The organism is Chitinophaga sp. CF118 (assembly GCF_900112615.1).
Classification (GTDB): Bacteria; Bacteroidota; Bacteroidia; order Chitinophagales; family Chitinophagaceae; genus Chitinophaga.
In genome coordinates, this window is sequence record NZ_FOMK01000004.1 from 419075 (window position 1) to 445051 (window position 25977).

Annotated in this window: 11 protein-coding genes; all 11 read right to left on the reverse strand. The window is 42.8% G+C overall.

The window, feature by feature from the left end; translation table 11 throughout:
- Positions 1 to 2: 2 nt before the first annotated feature.
- Positions 3 to 590, reverse strand: coding sequence for an RNA polymerase sigma factor (locus tag BM176_RS18010; protein WP_090105582.1), 588 nt, complete (start codon positions 588 to 590; stop codon positions 3 to 5).
- A 102-nt stretch (positions 591 to 692) separates the two neighbouring features.
- On the reverse strand, positions 693 to 1247 hold the full coding sequence (locus tag BM176_RS18015; RefSeq protein WP_090105584.1) for a collagen-like triple helix repeat-containing protein: 555 nt from the start codon (positions 1245 to 1247) through the stop codon (positions 693 to 695).
- Positions 1248 to 1313: 66 nt separating this feature from the next.
- Positions 1314 to 2342 (reverse strand): PorP/SprF family type IX secretion system membrane protein, encoded by a 1029-nt coding sequence (locus BM176_RS18020; RefSeq protein WP_090106122.1) that lies wholly within the window; start codon positions 2340 to 2342, stop codon positions 1314 to 1316.
- A gap of 10 nt (positions 2343 to 2352) precedes the next feature.
- Entirely contained in the window at positions 2353 to 4131 is a 1779-nt protein-coding gene (locus tag BM176_RS18025; RefSeq protein ID WP_090105586.1) for an OmpA family protein, read from the reverse strand.
- Positions 4132 to 4167: 36 nt separating this feature from the next.
- On the reverse strand, positions 4168 to 5175 hold the full coding sequence (locus BM176_RS18030; RefSeq protein WP_090105588.1) for a PorP/SprF family type IX secretion system membrane protein: 1008 nt from the start codon (positions 5173 to 5175) through the stop codon (positions 4168 to 4170).
- 21 nt (positions 5176 to 5196) lie between these two features.
- Complete coding sequence (locus BM176_RS18035) at positions 5197 to 9357, reverse strand: PKD domain-containing protein (protein ID WP_090105590.1); 4161 nt, start codon at positions 9355 to 9357, stop codon at positions 5197 to 5199.
- A gap of 17 nt (positions 9358 to 9374) precedes the next feature.
- The gene (locus tag BM176_RS18040) at positions 9375 to 18308 is read right to left on the reverse strand and encodes an Ig-like domain-containing protein (protein ID WP_143097848.1); all 8934 of its coding nucleotides are present in this window, start codon (positions 18306 to 18308) and stop codon (positions 9375 to 9377) included.
- Between the two features lie 41 nt (positions 18309 to 18349).
- Positions 18350 to 19627: a DUF4302 domain-containing protein gene (locus BM176_RS18045; RefSeq protein ID WP_177230445.1), complete on the reverse strand. Its 1278-nt coding sequence runs from the start codon at positions 19625 to 19627 to the stop codon at positions 18350 to 18352.
- Between the two features lie 41 nt (positions 19628 to 19668).
- Entirely contained in the window at positions 19669 to 20577 is a 909-nt protein-coding gene (locus tag BM176_RS18050; protein WP_090105596.1) for a zinc-binding metallopeptidase, read from the reverse strand.
- A gap of 25 nt (positions 20578 to 20602) precedes the next feature.
- Entirely contained in the window at positions 20603 to 22057 is a 1455-nt protein-coding gene (locus BM176_RS18055; RefSeq protein WP_090106123.1) for a RagB/SusD family nutrient uptake outer membrane protein, read from the reverse strand.
- Positions 22058 to 22069: 12 nt separating this feature from the next.
- Entirely contained in the window at positions 22070 to 25717 is a 3648-nt protein-coding gene (locus BM176_RS18060) for a SusC/RagA family TonB-linked outer membrane protein (RefSeq protein WP_090105598.1), read from the reverse strand.
- Positions 25718 to 25977: the final 260 nt, after the last annotated feature.

The window sequence follows — 25977 nt, forward strand, 5'->3', positions numbered from 1 at the left end:
AGTTATACTGCTTCCAGCGCTTCTTCCCTTTCCATTATTTTACGCATATTCATAATGGCATAACGCACTCTTCCTAATGCAGTGTTAATGCCTACATTTACTGTCTGTGCAATTTCTTTAAAGCTGAGATCTGCATAATAACGAAGAATCAATGCTTCCCGCTGAGCTTCAGGCAACTGGTCCAATACTGCCTGAACAGCAGCATGTGTTTCTTTTATAATAATGCGTTGTTCCTGGCTTTCTTCCTGATGATATCCACTATTTGCAAGATCATCTTTGTACACCACTGAAAAAGCAGGCCATGCGTTTTTCTTCCTGAAATGACTGATACAACAGTTGTGGGCTATCCTGACGGCCCAGGCTATAAACCGGCTATTGTCCAGGTAATGGCCTTCATTTAAGGCATTGATTATTTTTATAAACACATCCTGGAAGATATCCTCTGCCAGGTATCTGTCTTTTACAAGCAGCATGATAGTAGTAAAGATCCTGGTCTTATGTCGGGATACCAAAACAGAGAATGCACTGTCATTCCCGGACCTGTATAATTTTATTAACTCTTCATCTGTCAGTTCACAATATCTTTTCATAGTATTATTATTTTTTAAATACCCGGCAAGTGTTAAAAATTGGCTGCCTTCGATAAAGCAGCCCTATTACTTGTGGTTTTGATGGAGATGGTCATTAGTAAACTAGTCCTTCCAGCCCATGTAGGCTTTTACCTTTGCATAATCATTCCAGTCGATTGCTTTAGCAGCACGTGCAGCTGTGCCTCCCGGAACGATCACATATCTTACCTGTCTTCTGTGATTACCATTGGTATCTTCTACAGTACTGGCGTCTACGTTACTTACCAGTTCTATCAGTCCTTCCAGCAGATATTCTTTAATATATACACCGGTTTCTTCAGCATAAGGTACTGAAACAACAACCGGACTGGCAGAAGTGCCAAAGTTCATATATACTTTTACCATGCCTGTATTCAGTACCTCTGCGGTTACTTTATCAGCTGCGATATCAGTAAAATAAACACCTCCGGTTGAATCAAATCCGTAGGATGCATCCAGCCAACCGGAATAAATAACACCTGCATCTCCCTGATCGCCTTTATCGCCCTTGTCACCTTTAGGACCTGTTTCACCGGTTGCACCTTTAGGACCAGCATCGCCGTCTTTACCGCAGGAAGTGATACCGAGTACAACAGAAAACATACATGCAACGAAAAAGTAACCTGAAAGTTTTTTCATAAATAAAAGTTTGGATTTAAGTTAAAAATGTCTTCCTCCGCTTCTAACGGCAAGAAGGGTTAAAGTTTAAAAGTTATTTCTAGGACATAGGTCACCAAAGCGATTACCGATCAGGAAACCTATTAATATTTCATGTGTACCGTGACTTACTATGTTTAATGAAGAAGTAGTATAATCATAGGCATACCCGATATTGATGGTAGAGTTGATATTCACACCGAGCATAGCTGCGAATCCATCCTGAATGCGGTAAGAAGTACCAACCCACATTCTGTCATGATACAGGAACTTGGCATTCAAATCAAAACTTACCGGGGCAGCAGTGACCATTCTTACCATCACCGAAGGCAGCACGCTGATATCATCATTGATCCATGTACGATACCCTGCAGAGAAGAACAGATGCGGTACCAGTTTTCCCCTGTAAAGAGAATCACCTACTACTTTACCATCATCAAAGCTCAGCTGTTGCGGAATAATATTCTGTGCTGAAGCACTGATGTAATAATTCGCATTGTACAGCATCAATCCTGCATTCAGTTCTGGTTTCCATCTATTGAGCAATGTGCTGGATGCAATCACAGGATCTCCCGGTTGCTGAAATTCCAGCATAGATGCATCAAGCGAAACCGACTGCACGCCAAATGAAACACCTGCACTAATACTGGTACGCGGCGTAAGCCCTATATGATGTGCATATGTACCCGTGATGGAAAACCTGTTTAGTGGACCGGTTTTATCATTCAGAATGGTTAATCCTGCACCTGGATGAGAAGGAGGCGTTTCATACTGCTGCCAATAAGCTTTCCCTCTTGGGTTTTCACCAGGAGGTGTTAAGCCTGTTAAGCTAGCCGAAGGATAATCACTTTTTCTAAGCGGACCGTGAATCGTTAAATAAGAAGTAACGGGTGCACCCTTCAATCCCGCCCACTGACGCCTGTGACTGGCCTTTACATCCCAATAGTTTTCAATACCTGCTACTGCGGGATTAATGATGAAAGTATTAAGGATATATTGCGTGTAATGCGGTTGTTGCTGAGCACTGGTTGCCCGTACTATAATTAACAACAACAAGAGCAGATATGTTCTTTTCATAAGCATATTTTTACTTTTTGCCAACAACCTTAAACTCCGTTCTGCGGTTCATGGCCCTGCCTTCAGGATTATCAGATCCATCAGCTTTCTGGTTAGGCGCGATTGGACGAGAAGCTGCATAACCTTTGTATTGTAAACGGGCTGCATCAATACCTTTGCTCACCAGGTAGTCTACACAACTCTTTGCACGGGCTTCTGATAACCGCTGATTCAGCTCTTCCTTACCTTTACTATCTGTATGTGCACTTAATTCAATTATCAGGTCAGGATTTTGCTGCAGCATGGCTGCCAACTTATCTAATGCAGGGTAAGATGCAGGTTGCAGATAAGACTGGCTGAAATCGTAGTAAACATTATCCAACACAGTTGGTACATCTGGCGGTGGAGGTGTTACCATTACTACTACTGGCGGTGTTGGTGGCGGTGGCGGAGGTACCGGTATAGATTTTTTCAGGGCGAATAATTCCAGGCAACAGCTAGCATCACGATCGGAAGACAACCATACTGTTTCAAGGATATTCTCTTTGTTGCCTTTGCTATTGAAGTACAGATCATCTTTTACAGAGTTCACAGGATAGCCGAAATTAACAGGCTCCTGCCAACTATTGGCGCTGTCTTTACTATAGAAGAAATCAAATCCTCCCATACCTACCCTGCCATCCGTTGAAAAAACGAGTACGCCGGATGCAGTATGAAAGTAAGGTGCCTGTTCATTGCGGGAAGTGTTTAATACTGGACCCAGATTCTTTACAGAAAATGGTGATCCCTCTGCGGTAAGCTCTGCAGACCAAAGGTCAAAACCGCCTTGTCCGCCGGGCCTGTCACTCGCATAAAATAAACGTTTGCCATCCGGAGATACAAAAGGTTGCTGCGCACTGTAACCGGGTGTATTAACAACTGTATCGAGCAGAGCCGGTTCACTCCATTTGCCATCATTTTTTCTGCTGCTATAGATAGCAGATGTTTTCTTACCGTTTTGCGTCAACCAGCGTGTGAGGAACAATACATTGCCATCCTGTGTAATGCTGATCACACCTTGTTCAGCATCTTTAGGCTGGGGTACTGAAATGCGGGTTACCGTATCCGGCTGACCATTCGTATAAGCAGCACCGTAAATGCGATTGGTAAATACATGTTTCTTACTACCACTGTTATCAGGTCTTGTGGAGGTAAACAGCAACAGGCTATCTCCTAACCATACAGGTGCATAGTTAGCGCCCTGTGGATTCAATACAGCAGGTCCCTTTTCTACACTATATAATGACAGATCAGGACGGCGCAGCTGCTGCAAAATAAAGCGCAGATTCTGCAATTCCCGTGTCGCTGATTCACGATAAACATCCTCTGTCATATACGATTGCAGGAAATAGTCAAATGCTTTTTCTGCTACATCATATCTTGCAAGGGCACGCAAAGCAACTGCATAATAATAAGGAGCCAGCGGGAAACGGGTTTTATCAAACTCCAACGCTTCTTCATACCAGGGAACGGACTTGCCATAATCATTCAACAGACGGTAGCTTTCCGCCAGTCTGTAAATAGCCTGCTGTTCATTACTTACAGCCACCTGTGTTTTCTTTGTGGATGCCTGCGTAGTGTAAGGTTTATATACTGTATGACTAACTATAGACCTGTTACCTGCGAGATATTTTTCATAATACTGTGCCGCAGAACTATAATCCGCGTTCTTGTAGTAATAGTCTGCCGCTTTAAGATAATCGTAGGCAAACTGTGCTTTACCTGCTACCACCAATGAAAACAATACTATTGTAAGAAAGATATTTTTCATGATACTCTTTTGATTCGTGAAGGATGGTTGATCATTTTACAGCCTTGGACAAACAAATTCCACTTCCGGCGTTTTAAAGATTTTTCTGCCAATAAAGGTGAGCGAGATCTCAAAGCTGTTAGATCCTTTTACCATTTTACTCAGCTGTGAAGTATTCACATCATAGCTGGCACCAAGCGTAAAACTTTTGTAGGTGAAACCTGCATGTGTGGTAATCGCATCTTTGACCCTGTAATTGAGGCCCAACAGAAAATCAGTAGTAGGAGTAATAAACATCTGACCATATGCGCCAAACATTTTTTCTTCTGCATTACCCTGTCGCATGTACAACAGGTTAGGCGTGATGCTGATGACATCTGTTACGGCAATCTTCACACCGGCATGTCCTGTAAAACGCATAGGGAAGCGGGCATCGCCGGTAGCACTGAACTGGTCTGTAGGACGTGTAAGATGCGATACCGCAAAGCCACCAAAGATGTTATACTTTTTACCGGGTTCTGCATCATAATACAATACACCTGCACCTGCATCAAATGATGTAGCAGAAGTTCTGCTGAAACCATCAGCGCTGGGAGTACCAGGATTGTAGCCCGTAACGGGATTCCACTGATCACCGAAGGTGAGCTTGGATGCGTCGAACTTACGCTGGATAAATCCAAACTGCAACCCGAATACTATACGGTGTCTTTCATTTTCACCAAAGCGTACACCTGTATAAGAAGCACTACCATAACCAGTGGTGTAATTATATCCACCATCACCGGCGCTCTGATTCAATACGCTGACACCGAAGTTGAATTGTTTACTGGTTGTAAAGTCTGCAGCTACTCCATATGTAGCGAAAGGATTACTGATATTTCCCCACTGGTTACGGTAGATAGCGGCCAACCGGTAGTTGCCGTCAAATGCACCTGTAAGAGCCGGGTTCAGCCAGGAAGGATACACATAGTACTGAGAGAAGTGCGGGTCGGCCTGCGCTTTTGCTGTATTACCTGTTGTCAGCAAAAGCGGCCAGAGCAGGATGATTGTTATGATAGTTCTCATTGCGGTAAATATTTACATGGATTATTGTAGTATGGTAATGCTACCTGATAATGGAGCAAATCCGTTTTTCAGTTTAATGATGTAGTAATAAGTAGCCAATGGTAATAACTTACCATTAGACCTTCCATCCCAAGGTGTTTCATATCCTAAAGAGTTGAACACTCTCTGTCCGTAGCGGTTAAATACTTCTACTGTACACCCCGGATAATCTGACAGATTTGGGATCTCCCAGCGATCATTGATCTGATCACCATTAGGAGAAAACACATTCGGCACTTTTACCGGTTTGAATACTTTCACTGTGAGCACATCAGTAGCCGTACATTGTCCAAGACCAGTAGCAGTCAGCGTGTAAACCTGGTCATGCATTGCCAGTAGTTTAGGACTAAGTACAGAGGTAGAAGAAAGCCCATCCGGAGGTGACCACTGGAAAGTAAGTACAGTAGAATCGTTTGCAGTTGGCTTGAAGAATACTTCTGTTCCCTGTGGTACAATAAAGGAAGGTCCTGCATCTATCACTGGTTGTAAATACACCACTACTTTTCCTGTAAACGGAGCAGACACACATCCTGCACCATTGATCACCGTGAGCTGTACATTATACTCACCGGGCATATTGTACCTTTTCACGGGGTTAGGATCAGTTGCAGTGCTACCATCGCCAAAATACCAGCTCCAAGTTTTGATATTGTTACCGGCATCTGTACTCTGATCTGTAAAATTATTATCAGCTCCCTCACACAAAGTATCCGGTGCTACGGTAAAACCTGCTACAGGTTGATTGAAAAAGGCATCCAATGTTTGTGACTTACTGCTGGTGCAACCATAGAGGGAGGTTGTTTCCAGCGTCACGGTGAAAGGACCTTTGGTCTTATAGTAATGAACAGGAGACCCATCTGCGCTGGTAGCAGTATTATCACCAAAGCTCCACTCATAAGCCAAAGTAGACTTATCTGCTACAGTGGTACGATTGGTAAAGACAGCTTTCCCTTCCGGCATACATATAGCAGCAGGCATTGCAAAATCTGCCACAGGCAACGGATGTACAGACACTGTCCTGATAGCGGTATCGCTAACACAATTATTGTCGCTAACCGCTACCAGTTTGACAGTGTAGGTATTCCAGATAGTATAGGTTTTATTAAATGGAGTGTTGTTTGTATGTGTTTCATTGGTACCATCTCCCAGCAGCCATTTCCAGGAAGTGATGTTACCAGTGGGAACGGCTGATTGATCAGTAATCGTAACCTGTTCTCCCAGGCACACATTATCAGTAGCATTGAAACTCGCTGCTGGTTTAGGATGTACGGTAATAGTACTGGAGATAGAATCAATACATCCTGTGCCGGTTGTAAATGTATACCATAACGTATGAGTACCAACGCCAGCCACAGCAGGGTTAAAAATACCATTGGCACTTGTACCCCGTCCTTTGTATTTACCGGTACCAGTAACACCATTGATAACACTGGCCTTTGCAACGGAAATAATACTTTTATCGTTCTCACATACAGCAGACAATGTTGTGTATGCAAGTTGTGGTTTTAGTTTAAATGTGGCTGTTACAGTTGTATCTTTTGAACAACCTTTATCTGTTGTTACAGTGTATTTGATATTATACGTTCCGAATTTTGTATAAGTATGCAGTGGATCTTCCAGTGCAGAAGTATTGGGATTAGCAGGTGTAGCCGAAGCATCTCCAAAGTCCCACGCATAGGTATTCAGCGTCTGCGCATCGGGGACAGTGGTGGTGCTGTTGAACTGTACAATCCCATTCACATCCAGACAGCTGTTAGGATAAGTAAATCCTAACAGGGGTTTGGCATATACCACCACATCTTTACTTACGGTATCGCTGATACATAAGTCACTCACCTTTACAACATGCTTTATTGTATAAGTACCAAAGCCATTGTATTGTGTTGTTTGAGCAGCAGCTGTTGTTGCATTGACGATGCTGCCATTATTGAAATTCCAGTGCCATGCATTGATGGGGGCAGTACCACCAAAGGTAGACTGATCTGTTACAGATACACTACTACCTTCGCACAGTGCATTTACAGAAGTACTGAAGTTAGCAACTGGTGGTGCAAAGATGGTAATAGGGATAATGGTATCTGCTATACACCCTTCTTTGGAAATCACCCTGAGCTGTATGTTCTGCTGTCCTGTAGCAAACTTTCTGTGCACATCCTGTCCGCTGTCTTTCGCAGCACCAGGGAAGGTCCATTTCCATCTGTTTATATCATACCCATTACCACTTGAACTGCCTTTAAAATAAACGGAATCCAGCGCACAACCTGTATGAGTGAAAGTAAAATCTGCTTTTGGTTTTCGTTGTACCGTCACAGAGATCTTTACAGATTCTGTATGGTCGCATTTTTCAATACTGGGATGCGTATTGATGATAGTAATATCGTAAGTGCCTGTATTGCTGAACTGGTAGGTACCAGGTAAGGTGTATTTATAATAAGGTACACCGTTTACCATTTCCTGTCCTGTACTTACCGGTGCGTTTACTGTTACATCTGCATTAGGCGTAATAGCTGCACCCAGCGGATTGATGACCCACACCATTTTCGTGGGCTGATAAGCCAGCAGTACAGAGAGTTCTACTGGAGTCTGTGTACAGGTGAAAGCATTTTTGGTAGAAGAAGTATCCTGTTCATTATGAATTACGCCCATTACATTCAGGTTGTTAATGAGTGTACCTGCATTGTAACCATAACTTTCCACACTACCCAGTCCATACGTTATTGCGGTGAATCCGGAATCACTCTGTACCAGACACTGTGCTTTGGATGCTATCCATTTTTTGATTCCTACCGTATAACCCGGAAGGTTAGGATGTGGGTAACTGTATGTAAGTGCTCCTGCACCTAAAACCCCATCAATATTAAGGGATGGAATACCACCTTTGGGAATGATCATAGTGAGATAATTCACAGTGATACTTTCTACAGTATTACGGTAAAAGCCTATTTTTTTAATAGACTGTTCCACAGGGCTGAGGTATATCATTTCGGGGTCTCCGTTTCCACCGGTATTGGGGCACGCACCTGAAGAAGACATGAACTGTGCTACCAGAATGGGTTTATCTGCCTCTATATAATCGGCTGTATTACTAACAAACCTGTAATAGGAATTTCCTATCAATGAAGCTAATGGAATTACTGTACCGTTTCGCTTCACTACAGTTGTCGGATCTTTGACTACTACTTTATAAATGTTGGTCATCAGGCTGGCAGGCGTATTATCTACTGAAGTAGGTGCCGTTAAATAACGTTTCCCCCATGCCTGGGAAGGGAATACCTGCTGCATATTATTATCACCACTACTACCCTGTCCAGGTATGCAGCCAATAACAGTGCGACTACTTCCTGAAAAAACCGCTACAGGAAAACAGGTGTCTGCACTGTTAGCAATGGAACGAACAGTTGTACCAGTTAGTTCCAGACCGGTAGCACCTGTAGTAGCACCTACCACCTGGTACACCTGCCCTTTATTCAGTGTTACCGTAAATGGAACTCCTGCGGGGCGGCCATTACGGGTTAATACGGAGGGAGTTATTTGAATCTGAGTATTATCATGATCGGCTACTACATACATCCACGAAAAACAGTCACTGGCATAACTCTGCTCACTATTAAGTGATACATAATAATATCCCCATGTTTCTGTAGGCATGAGCGTAGTAGCACCGGAAGAAGCACTTCCATAAATGTGTGCATATGCTACGATAGGTACATCACTCGTGATATGTATTCCTTTTTTTGTGAAGAGGCCTTCTCCACCGGTACCACCAAAAAGAGGAGGTACAGAATATAGTCGTGCATCAAAGGCTCCCGACTTAGGAATGAGATCTGATGCAATTACTGTATTTGCGGGAATGGTGTAGCTCCTTGTCCAGGTAGTACCGTCCAATGTAACCGTTACCTGTGCGGGTTGTTCCGCACTCAGATAAAGAATCATTTCCTGACTGTTGGGCTGTCCGGGTTCCATGAACTCATGATGGCCGTAGCTCACCCAGAAATCCTTCCCTTTATTAGACAGGTTCTGGGCATATGTTGCAATACCAGTGATGAGTATTAATGCAATCGTTATTGAGAGGGATTTGCTGCTAGTGCCCCCGCCAGATGGCGGAGAGCACAAGCAAGCAAATATATTTTTAACAGGGATCATTGTGTGCAGTTTTTAGCTTACCGAATCAGGTTAACGGATCCTTTTCTTTCTATCTCAGTACCATCCAGCAGTTTCAGTTTACATACATAGATGTATACACCAGAGGGTTGTCCTTTGCTCTTAAAGGAGCCATCCCATCCTAATGACTGAGTATTAGATTCGAATACTTTTTCACCCCACTGGTTGAAGACCATAAAGTGTACTTCTTTGATGATGGCACCATATATCTGCAATACATCATTGAGACCATCACCATTCGGAGAGAAAGCATTCGGGATATAGATACCATCGTGAAGGGTTACAGCAGTTACCGGATCAGAGATCTTATCGATACAACCTTTTGCTTTTACAATCAGTGTAACAGATTGTACAGGTCTTAACCCGCTAACAATATGTTCTAATCCAAGTGATCCGGAAGAAGGCTCAATCCAGGTAGCGCCATTATCCAGCGACACTTCATAACCTGTTGCACCAGTGATAGCATCCCATCTGAACCTGATAGCGTTCACACCTATCGAGTCTGCAGTTACTACAGGAGCTACCAGTTGCGGCAGTACGAGTAATACTGCAGGTGTGCGGCTACTGCCAGGGCAACCGGCTTTTAATGTTTCTACATAATAGATGCCTTTGCTGCTTACTGATGGTACAGTATAGCTGGTTCCTGTACCTAACAGTACTCCTCCGGTAGCGGCATTATACCAGTTGTATACTACGCCTGCTTCAGGATTCTGTACATTGAAAGTGACATCGGTACCGGAACAAACAGTGATGGTATCTTTTACCAGTGTTGCAGCACCAGGATCATTCACAACAACTTCTTTTGCTGTATCACCGATACAACCTTCAGAAGTGATAATGTGCAATTCTTCCATATAGGTGCCTGCGGCCGGATATTTTTTGGTTACACTTTGTGTAGCGCCAGTAGTACCATCTGCAAAATTCCATTTCCAGACATTGATCGCTGCATTATTTTCTGTTACAACAACACCATCCAGCACGGCAACATCACTGATACAACCAGAGTAATCTATGCTGAAGTCTACCACAGGGGCACTGATCACTTTTATTTCCAGCATCACTTCGGCAGTATTATTACAACTTTCTATATCGGGGTGACCCATCAGCACAGGGATGTAGTACATTCCTGGTGTGGTGAACATATAGTCGCCGGACAGAGTGAATTTGTAATATTTCTTTCCGTTCGCTTCTAATGAATCCACCGGCACCGGATTAGTCTGGGTCACATCTGCAGCAGGTATCAGGTTACTTACCTTGCTTAATTGCCATGTCAGCGTTTTAGGTATTATCGGCAACATCGCAGTAAAGCGGAACGGCGTTTTAGCGCAGGTATATTTACTTGGAGTACCACTTGAATCGTAAGTATTATTGAAGCTCGTCTTCATATTCAGATTCCTTACCAGTGTACCCGCATTGTACCCGTAGCTTTCTGCACTACCCAATCCATAAGTGATAGCTGTAAAGGCAGAATCACTTGTTACAATACATTGGGCTTTAGCGGCTGGCCAACGTTTTACCACTACCGTGTAACCAGGCTTATTCGGGTGATCATAACTATAATCGTATGTGTTAACACCATCTATCAATATAGAAGACAATGCAGCTGTAGGCGTAATTAGTGTGAGGTAATTCGTAACGATCACTTCTACATTATTACGGTAAAGACCTACAGTATTAACTCCCTGTTCTATCGGGCTGAGATAAAACATTTCAGGATCCCCATAACCATTTGTGTTAGGACAAGTACCGAGGGAAGAAGCCATAAACTGAGCTACTGTAATAGGTTTATCAGCTTCTATATAATCGGCAATATCACTCTGATATTGATAGTAACGGCCATTTATTAATCCTCTCAGTCGTACACCATTCAGGAATACTGCTGTTGATGTATCCTTCACCATCACACGGAAAATATTCGTCATCGCCACTGTAGGATCATCATCAGTAGAAGTTGGCGCGGTGAGATAATGTTGTCCCCATGCCTGTGAAGGGAAGTTCTGCTGAATACTATTATCTCCGTTGCCACCTGCAGATCCATCACAACCAATACCTGTACGGCTGCTACCGGAGAACACTCCCACAGGATAACATTTGCCTGCAGAATTAGAGATGGAGCGGATCTTACTTCCTGACAGATCATAACCTTCACTACCCGTTTTTAAAGCTCCTAATACCTGGTAAATCTCACCCTTGTTCAGTGTAACCGTGAAAGGTACTCCTGCAGGGCGACCACCTAATGTAGGTACTGAAGGCGTGATCTCTACCACTGTATTATCATTATCTGCCACTACATAGAACCATGCATAAGTATTGGTGCTGTAGTACTGACGGGACATCAATGCATAATATTCATAACCGTAAGTACCTACAGGCAATAACATGGTAGCACCGGAAGAAGTACTTCCATAAATATGCGCATACGCTACTATAGGTGCATCACTCTCAATGCTGATACCTCTATCTGAAAGACCTTCTACAAGCAAACGGGCATCACTCAATCCTGCTCTTGGGATAAGATCACTCACCAGTACACTTCTCGCTGCTACTGTGTATTCTTTCTTCCAGCTGGTACCATTTATTTTTACTGTAACATGTGATAACTGAGTTGCACTCAGGTATAACACCATGCTCTGTGTGTTAGTGGTAGTAAAGAACTGATGATGTCCATAACCTACCCAGAAACGGGTACCCCTGTTGGAGCTGTCTGGCATAGCCGGTATTACCGGTACATCAGGAATATTACCTTTCAATCCTGTAAATCTGTCCAGATATTGTAAAGAGCTATCTGATATAATATTGGCGGTTACATCCACCTTACTGCTATCATTCACCAGCCATACAGAATCTGTATCTGTTCTACCCAGGCGGATATTCTTTTCCTTATCCATAGTACCTTGCCATGAATCCACATAGAATTGCTGCAGATCAAATTTGTAGGCACCTGAACCGGTTGCATCCACATCAGTATAGAAGTACATGAATTCTCTTCCTGCTGCCAGTTTTGGCGGTTTGATACCGGAATATCTCTTTAAGGTGATACCTGTCGGTACTGCTGTTGCAGGTGACCATGTAATTTTAGCTACGGTATCTGTACCAAACATAATGCGTTGGGTAGTACCGGCTGCAGGTGCCAATGGTATTGGCTGTAATAATGGTGGTTCTACAGCTGGCAGGAATTCATATGCTCCCATATCAGGAACACCTTCTGCCAGTGTAACAGGACGGTATTGATCATTGAAATCACGATCGTTACCTGTTACCTGTACACCACGTCCATGAATAGCCCATACATCTGCGTTATTTACATCCGGCTCCAGGTTAGCATTACTTACAAAGGCCGGTTTGTATACGATAGAGCTGAGATCAAGATCTGTAGCTGTTCTCCAGTCGGCTAATGTAGCATAGTTAGCAGCCGCAGATGTAGATCTGAAGAGGTTTGTACCAGAAGTATAAAATGTATTATAATCACTGTTGAGGTAAAGAGGGTTCGCTGCGAGTAAGGCATATCCTCCACCTGCATGTGAGAAAATGTTATTGCGTATTTTAATATTGCTGGTGGCAGCAGATGTATTGCTGAAATAACCAGCTACGTTATTGGTAGTAGATGTAGCAGTACTATGTATTGAGTTATTAAAGTAATTAGCATTACTGTTACCTATACTATACAATGCATAAGAACTGGCAGCCGAAGTGGCTATACTCACTACGTTATTGACAGTTTTATGATTACTGCAACTGGTAATATATAATCCATACAAGATACCGGTGTTGCCGGTGAGGGCCAGTACTTTATTTGCAACAATTGATCCGGAGATCCCCTGTGTACCATTACTGTTATCAACGTAGATACCGTATGTACTGGAATTAGAATTACTGATATTCACCTTATTCTGTGAGATACGGTAAGCTGTATCACAATAGCTGGCGTAGATACCATAGTTAGGTGTGCTTCCTGCCGTGGTGCGGTTAATTGTGTTCCTGGTAATTACTGCATTAGCTGCGTTGAGAACATAAATACCATTTACATAAGCACCATTCACTGTATTGCTATCTATCACCAGTCCTGGTGCCAGCATAGTGTTAGATGGACCAGAGAACCAGATACCGCTGGCACCATTGGTAAAGGTGTTACCGATGATAGTGTTCTTTTTCCCGTTAAAGGCATTGGCGTACACCCCTGCTATGTTTGTACTGTTAGTAGTGGTAGCAGGCATGTTGATCTTATTGTACAACAGGCTGTCGTAAGCTGTTACACCTGTCAGTTCAACTACTCTTGCATTAGTAGTACCCGTAGCGGCGATGGTCAGGTTTTTATAAGTAACAAAACTTGCACTATCCAGTTTCAGCACATAGTTATTAGCAGCAGTTGGTGCGTATGTCAATGTTACTGAAGCAGGATTCCCATTCTGGCTGCGGAAGGTAACGCGACTGGTATCTGAGGCACCTCCTATTTTATGCATGCGCACCTGTTCGGTATATGTACCGGGTACTGCTTCAAAGATCACCTCACCAGCAATACCACACTCCATAGCAGCTACTGCTGCTACAAATGAAGTGAAGTTCCTGGAACCTGACCCTGCAGGATCGATAGTATACAGGCCTTTCATCAACGGCGTATTCATGCTTACAGATGTTACAGTAGAATAGGCCGTATCTGTACCACTGCACACAATGCGGCAGCGGTAGAAGTTGGTCATTCCAAGTTCTGTTTTATATCTGGATACATACATGGTATCAGTGATATTGATCCACGGACCATTGGCTGAAATAGCGGCCTGCCATTGATAGGTAAGTCTGCCACCAGGTGTGTTACCTGTGAGATCCAGAACAATTGGCGTACCCACGCAAATGCCTGTATTAGGAGTTACTACAGCCGTACCTGCATTGAGTGGAGTAGTACAAAGCTGTATATCTATTTCATAAGCACCTATATCCGGTTTAGTTGCACTTCTCGTTTTATGCAGGATATCTGTAGTAATACCTACCGGCTGACCAATATTATCTATTGAGAAGACTACCGGTGCAAGGTTACCATTCGCCACATCAGCAAATACCGGATCTGTGCTTACAGAAGCAGCATCCATAGCGGTAGTTATCTGCCAGTCGGTAAGCGTAATATATCCTGTACCGTTATACCCAATAAAGTTATTACTACCACCACCTTTCACATAATAATCATTGTTATCAGCAACTATCTCTGTTGTTGGGTCACTCAGATAGATAGCATGTTTAGCGTTGGTACCAGAAGCAGTAATAACAACAATATTATTGATAAACTTCAGTTCACTGGTAGCGGATGTTTGATAGAAACCTCTGGTAGTATAGGAAGACGAACCTCCTGTATTATCCATCAGGATCGTGTTATGATAATAAGCAGCATTGGCAGATCCTGCGTTGTAAAGTGCAGTCGCAGAGCCCTGTCCTGTAATATTATAGAAGATATTATTGGAGATTACATTTGTTGCTCCAGTAGGTGCATTTGTAAAATTAAAGTAGATCCCGTAGAAGGAATTGGTTGTTGACAACATAGCTCCATAAGGATTTGTAATTCTGTTCTCCGTTATATTTAACAGTCCATTATCGCTGCTAGCATAGATCGCATAGTAACTAAATGATGAACTAGTGCGGGTTGGACGGGTGATCAGGTTGCCACTGAGCAATGTGTTATAAGTATTGTTCAGATAGAATCCATAACTGTAAGATTCCTGGATTGCATTACTTATAAAACGGTTACCAATAACCGGGTCAGAGTTACCGCCCACCAGTGTTACACCATAGTAACCACCAGTAACAGTATTGTTACTGAAAATATTACCTGTACAACGGGTTTTACCTGTTGTAGTCGCATCATTATTTACCGCATTAATTACAATACCTGCATAGAGAGACGAAGTAGAAGTATTATTGGTGATGATATTACACTTGCGGATTGTATTACTGTCTGCATAGTTAACCAGTTGCACACCATACCCGTAAGTACCGGTGCCGGTTGCATCAATGGTGAGGCTATCGAAAGTAGTATGATCTGCCTGTCTCAGTTTTATTACCGCACGTTCATCTGTGTTAGACGATGTGAAGTGAATAGTATTACCATTACCCAGGAAGGTAATCGTATTAATCGCTGATACACCTCTTATAGAATCAAGCACCAGTTGCTCTTCATAAGTGGTACGTCCAGGTACAACATTAAAGATCACCGGACCGCTGATACCACATGCCATAGCAGCCTTCGCAGCATTAAAGCTCACGAAGTTCACAGCACTTGCCGGAGCCGTTTTATCAATCGTATATGTACCTCCAGGCAATGCAGGATTCACGGTTAACAATACCGGATCTGAATAGGTGGTATTGGTACCGCAGGTGACTGCTGCACGGTAGTAAAGCGTTCCTATTGATCTTATACTGGTATCCGGATAATTGATAGGAGCGCCCAGGTTTGTATAAGTACCAGTAGCCGTTGTTGAGTACTGCCACTGATAAGTTTGGGTAAGGCCTATTGAATTACCAGCCAGATTCAATGATACGGGCATATCTATACATACCGGGGTAATATTCACTGTTGCAGAACCTGCTGTAGGAGGCGAAGTACATACCGGAGGTGTAAATTCATAAGCGCCCATATCCGGCGTAGCAGTACTACGTGCAGCACTATTGATATCTTCCAGGATGCCGATCGGTGTACCTCTGTCATTGATCGCTGCACTGGTAGGCGAATAATCGCCAAGAGTTATATCCTTGTAAATAGGATTACCGGAAATGGAATTAGCATCTTGCAATGCATTTGCTTTCCAGTTAGCCAGCGTAGCCTGATTAGTTGTGTAATACCCGGTGAAGGCATTCGCTGCCGCAGGACTAATAAAAAGATCATTATAATTTGAAGTGATCTGACTGCTGGCAGTATTGAAATAAAGGCAATGTTTTGCATTCTGTCCGCCGCGGGTAATTGTTATAATATTATCGATAAAATTAACCCCTCCAGCATCTAAAGTCTGATAAAAACCTCTTGTAGAATATGACGTTCCCGGAGAGGCTGTCCCATCGAGTGAAAGCGTATTATGATAATACCAGATGTTATCAGAGCTGCTATTGTAAATCGCGTATATACTACCGCTTCCTGACAGATTGTACATCAGGTTATTGCTTATCACGTTTTCTAATCCCGGGATTGCATCCACACTGGAAGTGTAGATACCATAGAAAGTACTGGTACTTGCCAGGGCACCACCAAAAGGATCTGTAAAACGGTTGGCATTGATAACTACTTTGGTGCTGAGACCCGTCATATAAATACCGTAGAAATCAGCCACGCTTGCGCGGGTGGGTCTGCTAAAAGTATTTTTCTCAATGGTTGTATTGAAAGAACCCAGTATATAGATCCCGTAGTTATAATAATCGCTGATTTTATTATTGATGATTTTATTGCCTCCATTTGGAGCATCGGTAGTATTACCCACCAGGGTAATACCATAGTAACCACCAATAATGGTATTATTACTAAAGGTATTATTATCACATTTCCCCGTACCGCTGTTCGTAGCGGAATTAGCAGAAGGGCTAACTACGATACCTGCATAATTTGTAGAAGTAGAAGTAGTATTACATATGATAGTACAATTATTAATTGTATTAAAGTCTGCATCATTCAGCAACTGCACTGCAAAGCCATATTCAGCAGTTGAAGTACCCAGTGCATTGATCACAAGTCCATTGAAAATAATATAATCCGCACCATTCAGTTTGATCACTTCCCGTTCATTACCATTAGTAGAGAGGAAAGAAAGTGTGTTTGCATTACCATTAAAAGTAACTGTATTGGTAGCGGAAGCACCGGGAACAGGGATCATGTTCAGTTGCTCATTATACGGCCCTGAACCTGTCACTACGTTAAAGACTACCGGTCCGTTGATGCCGCATTTTATATAGTTGTAAGCATCATTGAACGAAGCGAAGTTACCACTGCCGGTAGGCAATGCTTTATTAATGGTGAAAGTACCTGATATCAATGTAGGACTTGTAATCTGTGCGCTCGAAGAGTTTGCTGATGCAGCACTGGCTGTACATGTAACTACGCACCGGTAATAAGTAGATGCTGTCTGCGTAGTTGTCAGTACACCTGTAGTTGCGCCCGGGATATTCGTCCAGGTAGTATTATTGGGAGAAGATTGCCATTGATAAGTAAGACCTGAAGCAACTGTATTGCCGGTAAGAGAAAGTGTGAAGCTTTCATTGAGACACACAGCGGAAACATTTGATACTGTAGTACCTCCAACAGGTGTGCCTGTACATGCAAGTGCGGGTGTCCAGTTAAAGATGATATCCGGCCTGGTGGTCATATCACCGGTATTGGAAACCTGTGTAGTTCCACAAAGACTAAATCCCGCATCCTGCCGGAAAGTATGAGACCCGTTAAAAGACAATCCTGATGTATATGGGAAGCTGGGGTTACCAGACCAGTCATCTGCACCACCACAAACTTCTATCAGAATGTTATCTGTACCATTCCAGAAAAAGCCTGGTGTAAGAGTGAAAACGTTCAGACCCAGCACCGGCGTGTAGTCGACAGGGCCAAAAGCGTTGTTCCCTACCGGTTCCCAACTGGCATCGGAGAGAGATGCTACAGTAGTACCTACAATTTTTATAGCAAATTGATCCGCAAGATCAGCATCATTCAATGTGATTGCATTGAATTTTACCGCATTGATAAAACCAGGTTGCATACCTTTAGCAATCAGCTCTGAGGCTTTATAAAGGTATTGCGCACGGTGTCCTTCATAATAGTCCTGTATAGGACATGGATAGTCGAAATTACCATTGCTGCCTGTAGCAGAGCCAATGGTGATATCTGTTTGCGCATACGCTCCCGATGCTGATAAAAGCATGAAGAGCAGGTATAACGTAGTTTTCAATAGTCCAGAAACGGTCTTAGTTCTCATATGGGTCTTATTTATACTAAGGGTTCAAAAATGGATGTGCATCAGCGTAACCAGGTGATCCAGCTACGTGCATCTTTAGCGTTTACCATATCATAGGATAACTCGCCGGTCTGCACGAAATAGAAACCCGTAGGTTCAGTGTATTTGTTAGTAATATTTGTTACTGCAGTAGTGGCACTGGCAGGTGTAGTTCCTATCGTCGCCGTATTTGTAAAAACAACGGTGCCATTGGTATTAAACCGGGCGGTGAGGCCTGGTCCGAAAGCGCTCGATGTAAATACAGCACCGGCATCAAGGTTGGTGTTCCAGTTTGGGTAATAAAACATGAACTGGAAACCAGGAGTATTCTTTATGCCATATGCATCATCCACACCATCTACATGGAAGCCATCCAGGGAAACCCAGTAAGAGCCAATATCAGCTACATAGTTCCACCATCTTTTTCCGGCGGTATTATCTACTACAAGGGGTTTTATAACGCCGTTGATGGTGGCATCTGCGTTATTTACTTTAAACTTCAGTGCCTGACCCGGAGCATCCCAGGTAATATTTTCAAAGGCACTGATATTCTGTTTGCCGTCACTAAATGGAGTGGTTAGCGCAATACCATTACTGGTATGGTAATACGCTGTATTAAAGGTCTTTGTACCATCTGTAGTGGGCCATACAAATTGGATCCTGCGGAAAGTTTTGTCTACATACATATCGTATGTACTTCCGCCAGCTGTAAGCTGTTTAAAGTAAGTAAGGAACCGGGAAATATTATTGAACTCCCAGTTCCGTTTTTTCTCGTAATAATCCTGTGCCTCCTGTGAGGTAGCTTTGACGAGCACGGCTTTACTACCATGCAAACGTCCTGTAAGTTTGATTGTATCACCGTAAATGCCATCAATGGCAAATTCAAAATCTGAATATAATCCCACGCCATATGTACCACCATTATTGCTGGCGTCGGGATCACATAGTACATGTATATAAGAATAGGTATCAAACAATAGTGAAGGTTGTTGCAATGCTTTAAGGCGATAACTGCTTTCTTTTACTGTTACGGCAGAAAGCGAATCAAAATCCGAAAACATCTGTACCCGGTTTGCAGTATCGAACTTGAAATAAAATCCAAAAGGTGTTCCGGGAATCCCTGAAGGGTATACAAATCCTCTCCAGCCATATTCCGATCCTGTTAAAGCGGAACTATATTCTGCCAGTATTTTATTGATCCTTTCGTCCGGAGACTGATCAAAAACAAAATCATCTTTTCTCGTACAGGAAGAAAATGTTGCCGTGATCAGTAAAATATATAATAATAGATTTTTACTCATAAGGATTATTTTGTAGCCCTCCCGGGTATTCATCAGTTGGTTTAATAAAAAAGATCGTCTATAGATTTTCTGGTACTACGCTGCAGTCCGTAGAAATCGATGTTATAGGCCGACTTAAAGTAGCTCACTACCATCGCTTCCTTTTGTCTGAGTTTGGCCTGGGCCTGGACTTTAGTAACACCATCTTCACTTACGCCGTCGGGTACACTATTCACTATCTTATCAAATCCTCCACGTCCTTCGGTCAGCATGGTAGAAATCATTTCTACAAAGTCTTCGTTTTCACTAGACATTGCATAAGGGGTAACAAAACCCGCATGCAAAGCAGCTGTATCCTGTATGTTATTCCAGTTGCCTGTATAAAAGCCTGCGCAGATCTTTTTAAACTCAACAGGATACATGATCGTCTGGTGAAGAATATGACCAAATTCATGCTCTATTACATGGAAGATCTGTTTTACATTGGCGGTGTCCCGGAGGGAGTAACCATCCATATCTTTGGTACGGAATTCATTCAGCAGATACATCACTACTTTACGTCCACCTTCTGCAGTACCAAGCGTAATGGTTTGGTTATCATTCCAGCTGGCACTACCCGACAAGACGAAGAATTTCGGGCTATACCTTTTGAAAAAGAGAGACCCTGCAGCATTGATGTAATTATCTATCCATACTTTTTTGATTGCACGTACAGCAGGTATCACTACTTCTTCCTTTGGCGGAACCAGTGTTTTAGTTACATCGAATTCGAACTGATCCCACTTGTATTTTACATCTATGTTATAGGGCACTGTAATCGTATCATGCAACCAGGCATCCAAAGATCCCGGGACCCAGGTATCGCCACCCAGGCCCGGGATATTCTGCACACCACTGAGATCGTCCTTTTTAGAGCAGGCACCCAGCATCGCTACCGAGAGCAGGAAAAAGAATGCGTTTATAAGTTTCATATTGCTAGTTTCTTTTTAAGATTTATCAACGTGGGTTCAACGTTATACCGGACGTTAGTGCAGATGCAGGGATCTGTAATACGCGGCGCTTATCATCTGCGCCCAGTGTCAGTTCCTCTCCAAAAACGGTGTAATGCGTTACACTTATCTTATACCGCTGCAGGTCAAACCAGCGTTGTCCTTCCTGCAGATATTCCGCACGTTTGAAATCCATGATAGTATTTAACAGCGCATTTGCCAGAGAGGAAGTCTGATAATAAGTTTTGATAGAACTGGTTGTGATTCTATGGGCAGCAGTACTATAACTTTTGATCCTTTTGCTGGCAAAGAGATTCATATCAGCCAGTACGGCATCCGTATTTCCCAGATAAAGATTCGCTTCTGCCCTGTTGAATAATACCTCTTCTGTAGTAAAAAGTGGCACCATCACATAAGGATCACCGATAGTTGCATTTACAGAAGACTTTACAAAGTATTCTGTCAGCTTTGGCACAAAGTAGTCCCTGGTGCCATAGTAGTATATGGGATATACAAAATTGCCTCCGGTAACGTTCTGACCAAGGATTGCTGTTTCATGTGCATAGTCGAGTCCATATCTGTACCGTCCTACATAGCGGCCATACGCTGATGGTGTTTCTACCAGCAGGAGATTTGCTTTCTCAGAAGCGTTTGAATAAGTGGCGTATAACTCGGCAGGAGTCATAGTACTGTACGTAGTATTCCACGGACGCATATTACTGGCCAAATCATTATTAGGAAATGTCTTATTCGCATACTCCACTACTTTCCGATAATCTTTTTTAAAGAGATAAAATCTTGTAGCGAAAGCATATGCTGCGGATGTATTAAAATGATAATGTGGTACTTTATATTTCACATCATTGATAAGGGGCAGGCCCTGCAACAGATCCTTTTCGATCATTTCATATACATAGGCAACTGTTTTCCGCTCGTATTGTTTCATAACAACCGTCTCCGGTGTTGTTACATAAGGAATACCGGCATCCTGAGCAGCAGTAGTGGAATCATAAAACTTTGAGAAGAACGTGACAAGCATAAAATGGGCATATGCCCTTGCTACCAGTGCTTCTCCCTTCTGTGCCTGATACAAAGAAGTATCTGCTGCTGCTGCACAGGCTTTCAATGCGTTATTGGCGGAAGCGATAGCTGTGTAGCATGCTTGCCAGTACATTTCAGGAGAGTCTTCTTTTGTGTCCTGCACATCGCTGAAACTGAACGGATCCTGATTGGTTCTTTCAATCACACCGGCTCCTTTATCAGCTACATTATCTGACATCGACTCACAAAAAAGAATATAGTTTGCCTGCGGATAAGCGGTACCTAAAAGTTGGGATACTTTATCCGGTGTATCCAACTCGGTCCAGGTACTGTCGGGAGACTGATCAAGGTATTTGGTACACCCTGACAGTGTAAATATGCTTACACTAATGACCGATATCTTTATAAAAAATTTCATCATAACCATCTTCGTTTAGATACCTACTTTTAATGAAAGAGTAAATTGCTTTTGAATAGGCTGCGCAACACCACCCGTATTGAAAAACTCAGGATCCTGTCCTCTCAGTCGTTTGTCTGCATAGATCAACCACGGATTGATTGCCGCTGCAGTGACAGAGATGCTGTTAAATGCCGTTCTGTTTAGTATACTTGCCGGCAAGATGTAAGAGAGTGATACGGTTTTTAAACGGATCAGATCTCCCTTCGCTACTCTTGCTGTTGAATAGTTATAGTTATTGTAAGGATAAGCACCACCTAAAAGGACATCTTCCAGTCTGTCAAGGATTGAAGGAGTTTGAGTAACCGTCTCATCACCAGGCATAATCCAGCGGTCATAAAACTCTTTAGGCATAGCATCCAGGTCGGAATAAGAAGTTTTAAAGGCAGGATACATCCTGATTTTATTCCCCCACTGGTAGGTTACAAATACGTTCAGGGATAATGCCTTGTAGCGGAATGTGTTTGAGAAACCACCTGTCACAGGAGGATCTACCGGACCTTCATATACCAGGTGTGACGTATTCTGATCCTGCAGGTATACATCCTTGCTCAGATTTCCATTTTGGTTAATAAACTGCGGTGCTCCTGATTTTGGATCCAGGCCTTTGTATTGCAGAGAGAATAATCCTCTTACGGGATAACCCTCTTTATTTCCTCCCTCTGCTACCACAAGATCAAAGATGAGAGGGATATTTTTTGCATTGGTGATCTTATTCGTATTATATCCAAAAGTGAAATTCGCTTTCCATCCCCATTCTTTACGCTTTATCACATCGCCGCCTATCATCAGCTCAATTCCTTTAGAATTCATATCAGCATAGTTAGCTGCTTTGAAGGTTTCCCCACCGATACCGGAAGTTTTAATGATACTGATAAGGTCAAAACTTTTCCTGGTGTAGAGGTCTAATGCAAGGTTGAGCCGTCTGTCAAATAAGGTGGCATCCAGTCCTACGTTCGTAGTGTACAACTTTTCCCATGTCAGGTCATCGTTCTGGAGGTGCGCAATCTTAATGACAGATTCTACTTCAGACAGGTGTGGCCTGTTGGTGTTGATTGTTTTGTAAACAATATTGGAGTTGGTAGCAGGGCCCATACTGGCAGTTAAGCCATAACTTGCTCTCAGCGTTAGGTAATCTACCCATGGTAATTTCTGAATGAATGGTTCCTTGTCTATATTCCAGGAACCAGACAGGCTCCAGGTAGGCAACCAGCGTGCACCTGCAGATCTGCCCAGGCGGTTGGAACCATCATAACGGGTAGTACCACTCAGGTTATACTTGCTGTTATAAGCATAGGTAGCTGTGGCATAAAAAGCAGCAAAGCGATCGTAATCCCTGCTCATACCATAATAAGGGAAATTACTTTCTATTGTTTGTTTGAGAATCTTATAATCTGTGAATGCAACACCTCCGTTATTATACTGATAGCCATACCCGGTGTTGGAAGCGTTCTGTCTGTCAGCATATTTTACCTGCTGACCTATCATTGCATTTACACTGTGCTTATCTCCAAAAGTGTTTGTATAATTCAGGCTGTTACGGAAATCATAATTGATCAGCTGATCTTCTGTACGGTTATAAAATCCGCCGTATGGCAATACTATCTGTGGCAATGCATCCGGGTTATCCGGATCCCTGTAAAGGAATTTATTATTTTCAGCAATAGTAGAATTACCCGCAGAGCGGTAAGCATTTGCCATGTTACTGTTTTCTGTGATCTGGTGTTCGCGGGAAGACTTCACATATCTAAGTGCGCCCACAAATTCATAACGAAGGTTCTTAGCCAGTTTCCAGGAAAAATCTCCCTGCAGGCGCAGATCCATCATGTTCAGATCCAGGTAATTATTCTGCAGTTCATTAATGATGTTGAACGGCGCAAAGTTTCTTCTGAAATATTCCAGTTTACCATTCTGATCGTATGCTGTAAGTGTACGGCTGGTATTTAAAGAATAACTGAAAGGGTTGATATCAAAGTCGCGGTCATATTGCCCTTCTACGGGGTTGCTGGTACGGGTGAGTGCCCCCGGAGCTTTTTGCTGACGAACAGATCCGAGCACAGAGAATCCTGCAGCTACCTTTTCAGAGATTTTATAATTATTGCGAAAGTTTAAAGTATAGCGACTTACTTTGTCGGCAATGGTCCATCCGTTATCATGATAAAAACTGGTGGAAAAATAGGACTGTGATTTATCGGTACCTGAAGAAAGGCTCAGGGAATGTTCCTGAACAAAACTGGGTTTAAACAGCATATCAAACCAGTCTGTATTGGCAGAAGCATATCTTAATAAGAATTTACGTTTAGCCTCCGGCGTATTCTCTAATGGAAAGTTTCCACTTTCATCCGCGTTCAGCATTTCATACATTTTGCCATACACACCAACATCTCCTTCAGAAAGAATATCAGAAGTAAGACTTCCTTTTCTTTCCAGCTCTGCCAGCACGGACATCTGCTGAGCAGAATTCATGATATTATAATTGTTATAGTTTGGTTTCAGCTGGGTACTATAGTTACCACTGTAAGACACTACTGTTTTACCTGCACGGCCTTTCTTAGTAGTAATTACCACTACACCGTTCATCGCCCTGGCACCATATAAGGCAGTAGCAGCAGCATCCTTCAGGATATCAAAGCTTTCAATATCATTCGAATTCAAACCAGCTACAGCAGAACCCATCAGGGTAGTAGGATCACCGCTTGACAGCTGGTCATTGGAGATGTTCACCACATCTTCCAGCACCACACCATCTACTACCCATAAAGGTTTATTATCACCATTAATGGAAGTAGCACCACGTACCCGGATTTTAGGAGCAGTACCAAACGTGCTTGAAACGTTCTGGATAGCCACACCCGCTACACGGCCTTCCAGCATGCGGCTCACATCCGGCATACCATCTATTTTTGCATCTTCTGCTTTGATACGTGTAGCGGCACCTGAAAATTTATTCTTATCGATATTCTGGAATCCTGTTACTACTACTTCCTGGAGTTTAGTTGCTTTCTCTTTCATTTGTATTTTCAGCAATCCTCCTTTATAATTAGCCAGGTTTATTTCCTGTTGCTCATATCCTGTGATACTAATAATAAGTACTGCATCTGCAGCAATATTTTTCAATTCGAACAAACCATTACCATCTGTAGAAGTACCTCTGGTGGTACCTTTCACCATGACAGCTACACCGGGCAGCAATTCTTTTTTCTCTGAAGTAATAACTCCTTTTACATCCTGAAAACGGGGTGAGATGGTTCTGCTACCCTGTGGAGAAAGCATCGCACTTATCTTTTTATCGCTCTGGCGAATCACAATGCGATCGTAGATAACGGTGTAAAAAAGTGAATAGGGTTTTAATAATTTGTTTAACAGATCACCTACTTTTTCATTGTGTGCATTAACGGTTACCTTATTCACGGCAACCACTGAATTACCTGCATATATAAATGACACATCAGCCAGATTACCTATCTTATCCAATGCTTCTTTTAACAATACATCTTTCAGTTCAAGTGAGATCTTTCTATCAAGGGCATCCTGTATACCTGTTCCGGCGGAGGCTTGCAGCGTTATTGTTACAAGCAGCATCACCGTTATCAGTTTAAGAAATAGGGTCACCTTTTTATGCATGTGATTTTGAATTGTTTTGTACATTTCAGGAAATAGAGATCCGTTCCCGGTTTTTTTGAAACCAGGGCAATAGCGCACCATCCGCGGTGCGGGGCATAGTTTTTATTGGATTAACCGAATAGAATAATGGTTAACCAGATGGCATCGGTTTAGAATACATCATCATTTGATTTAGTTTGGTTGTGTGCAATATTGAGTTTACAGCAAATGGTTAACCTGCTGAGGTGGTTGACGATTAAACATAATCATCACACTACCCA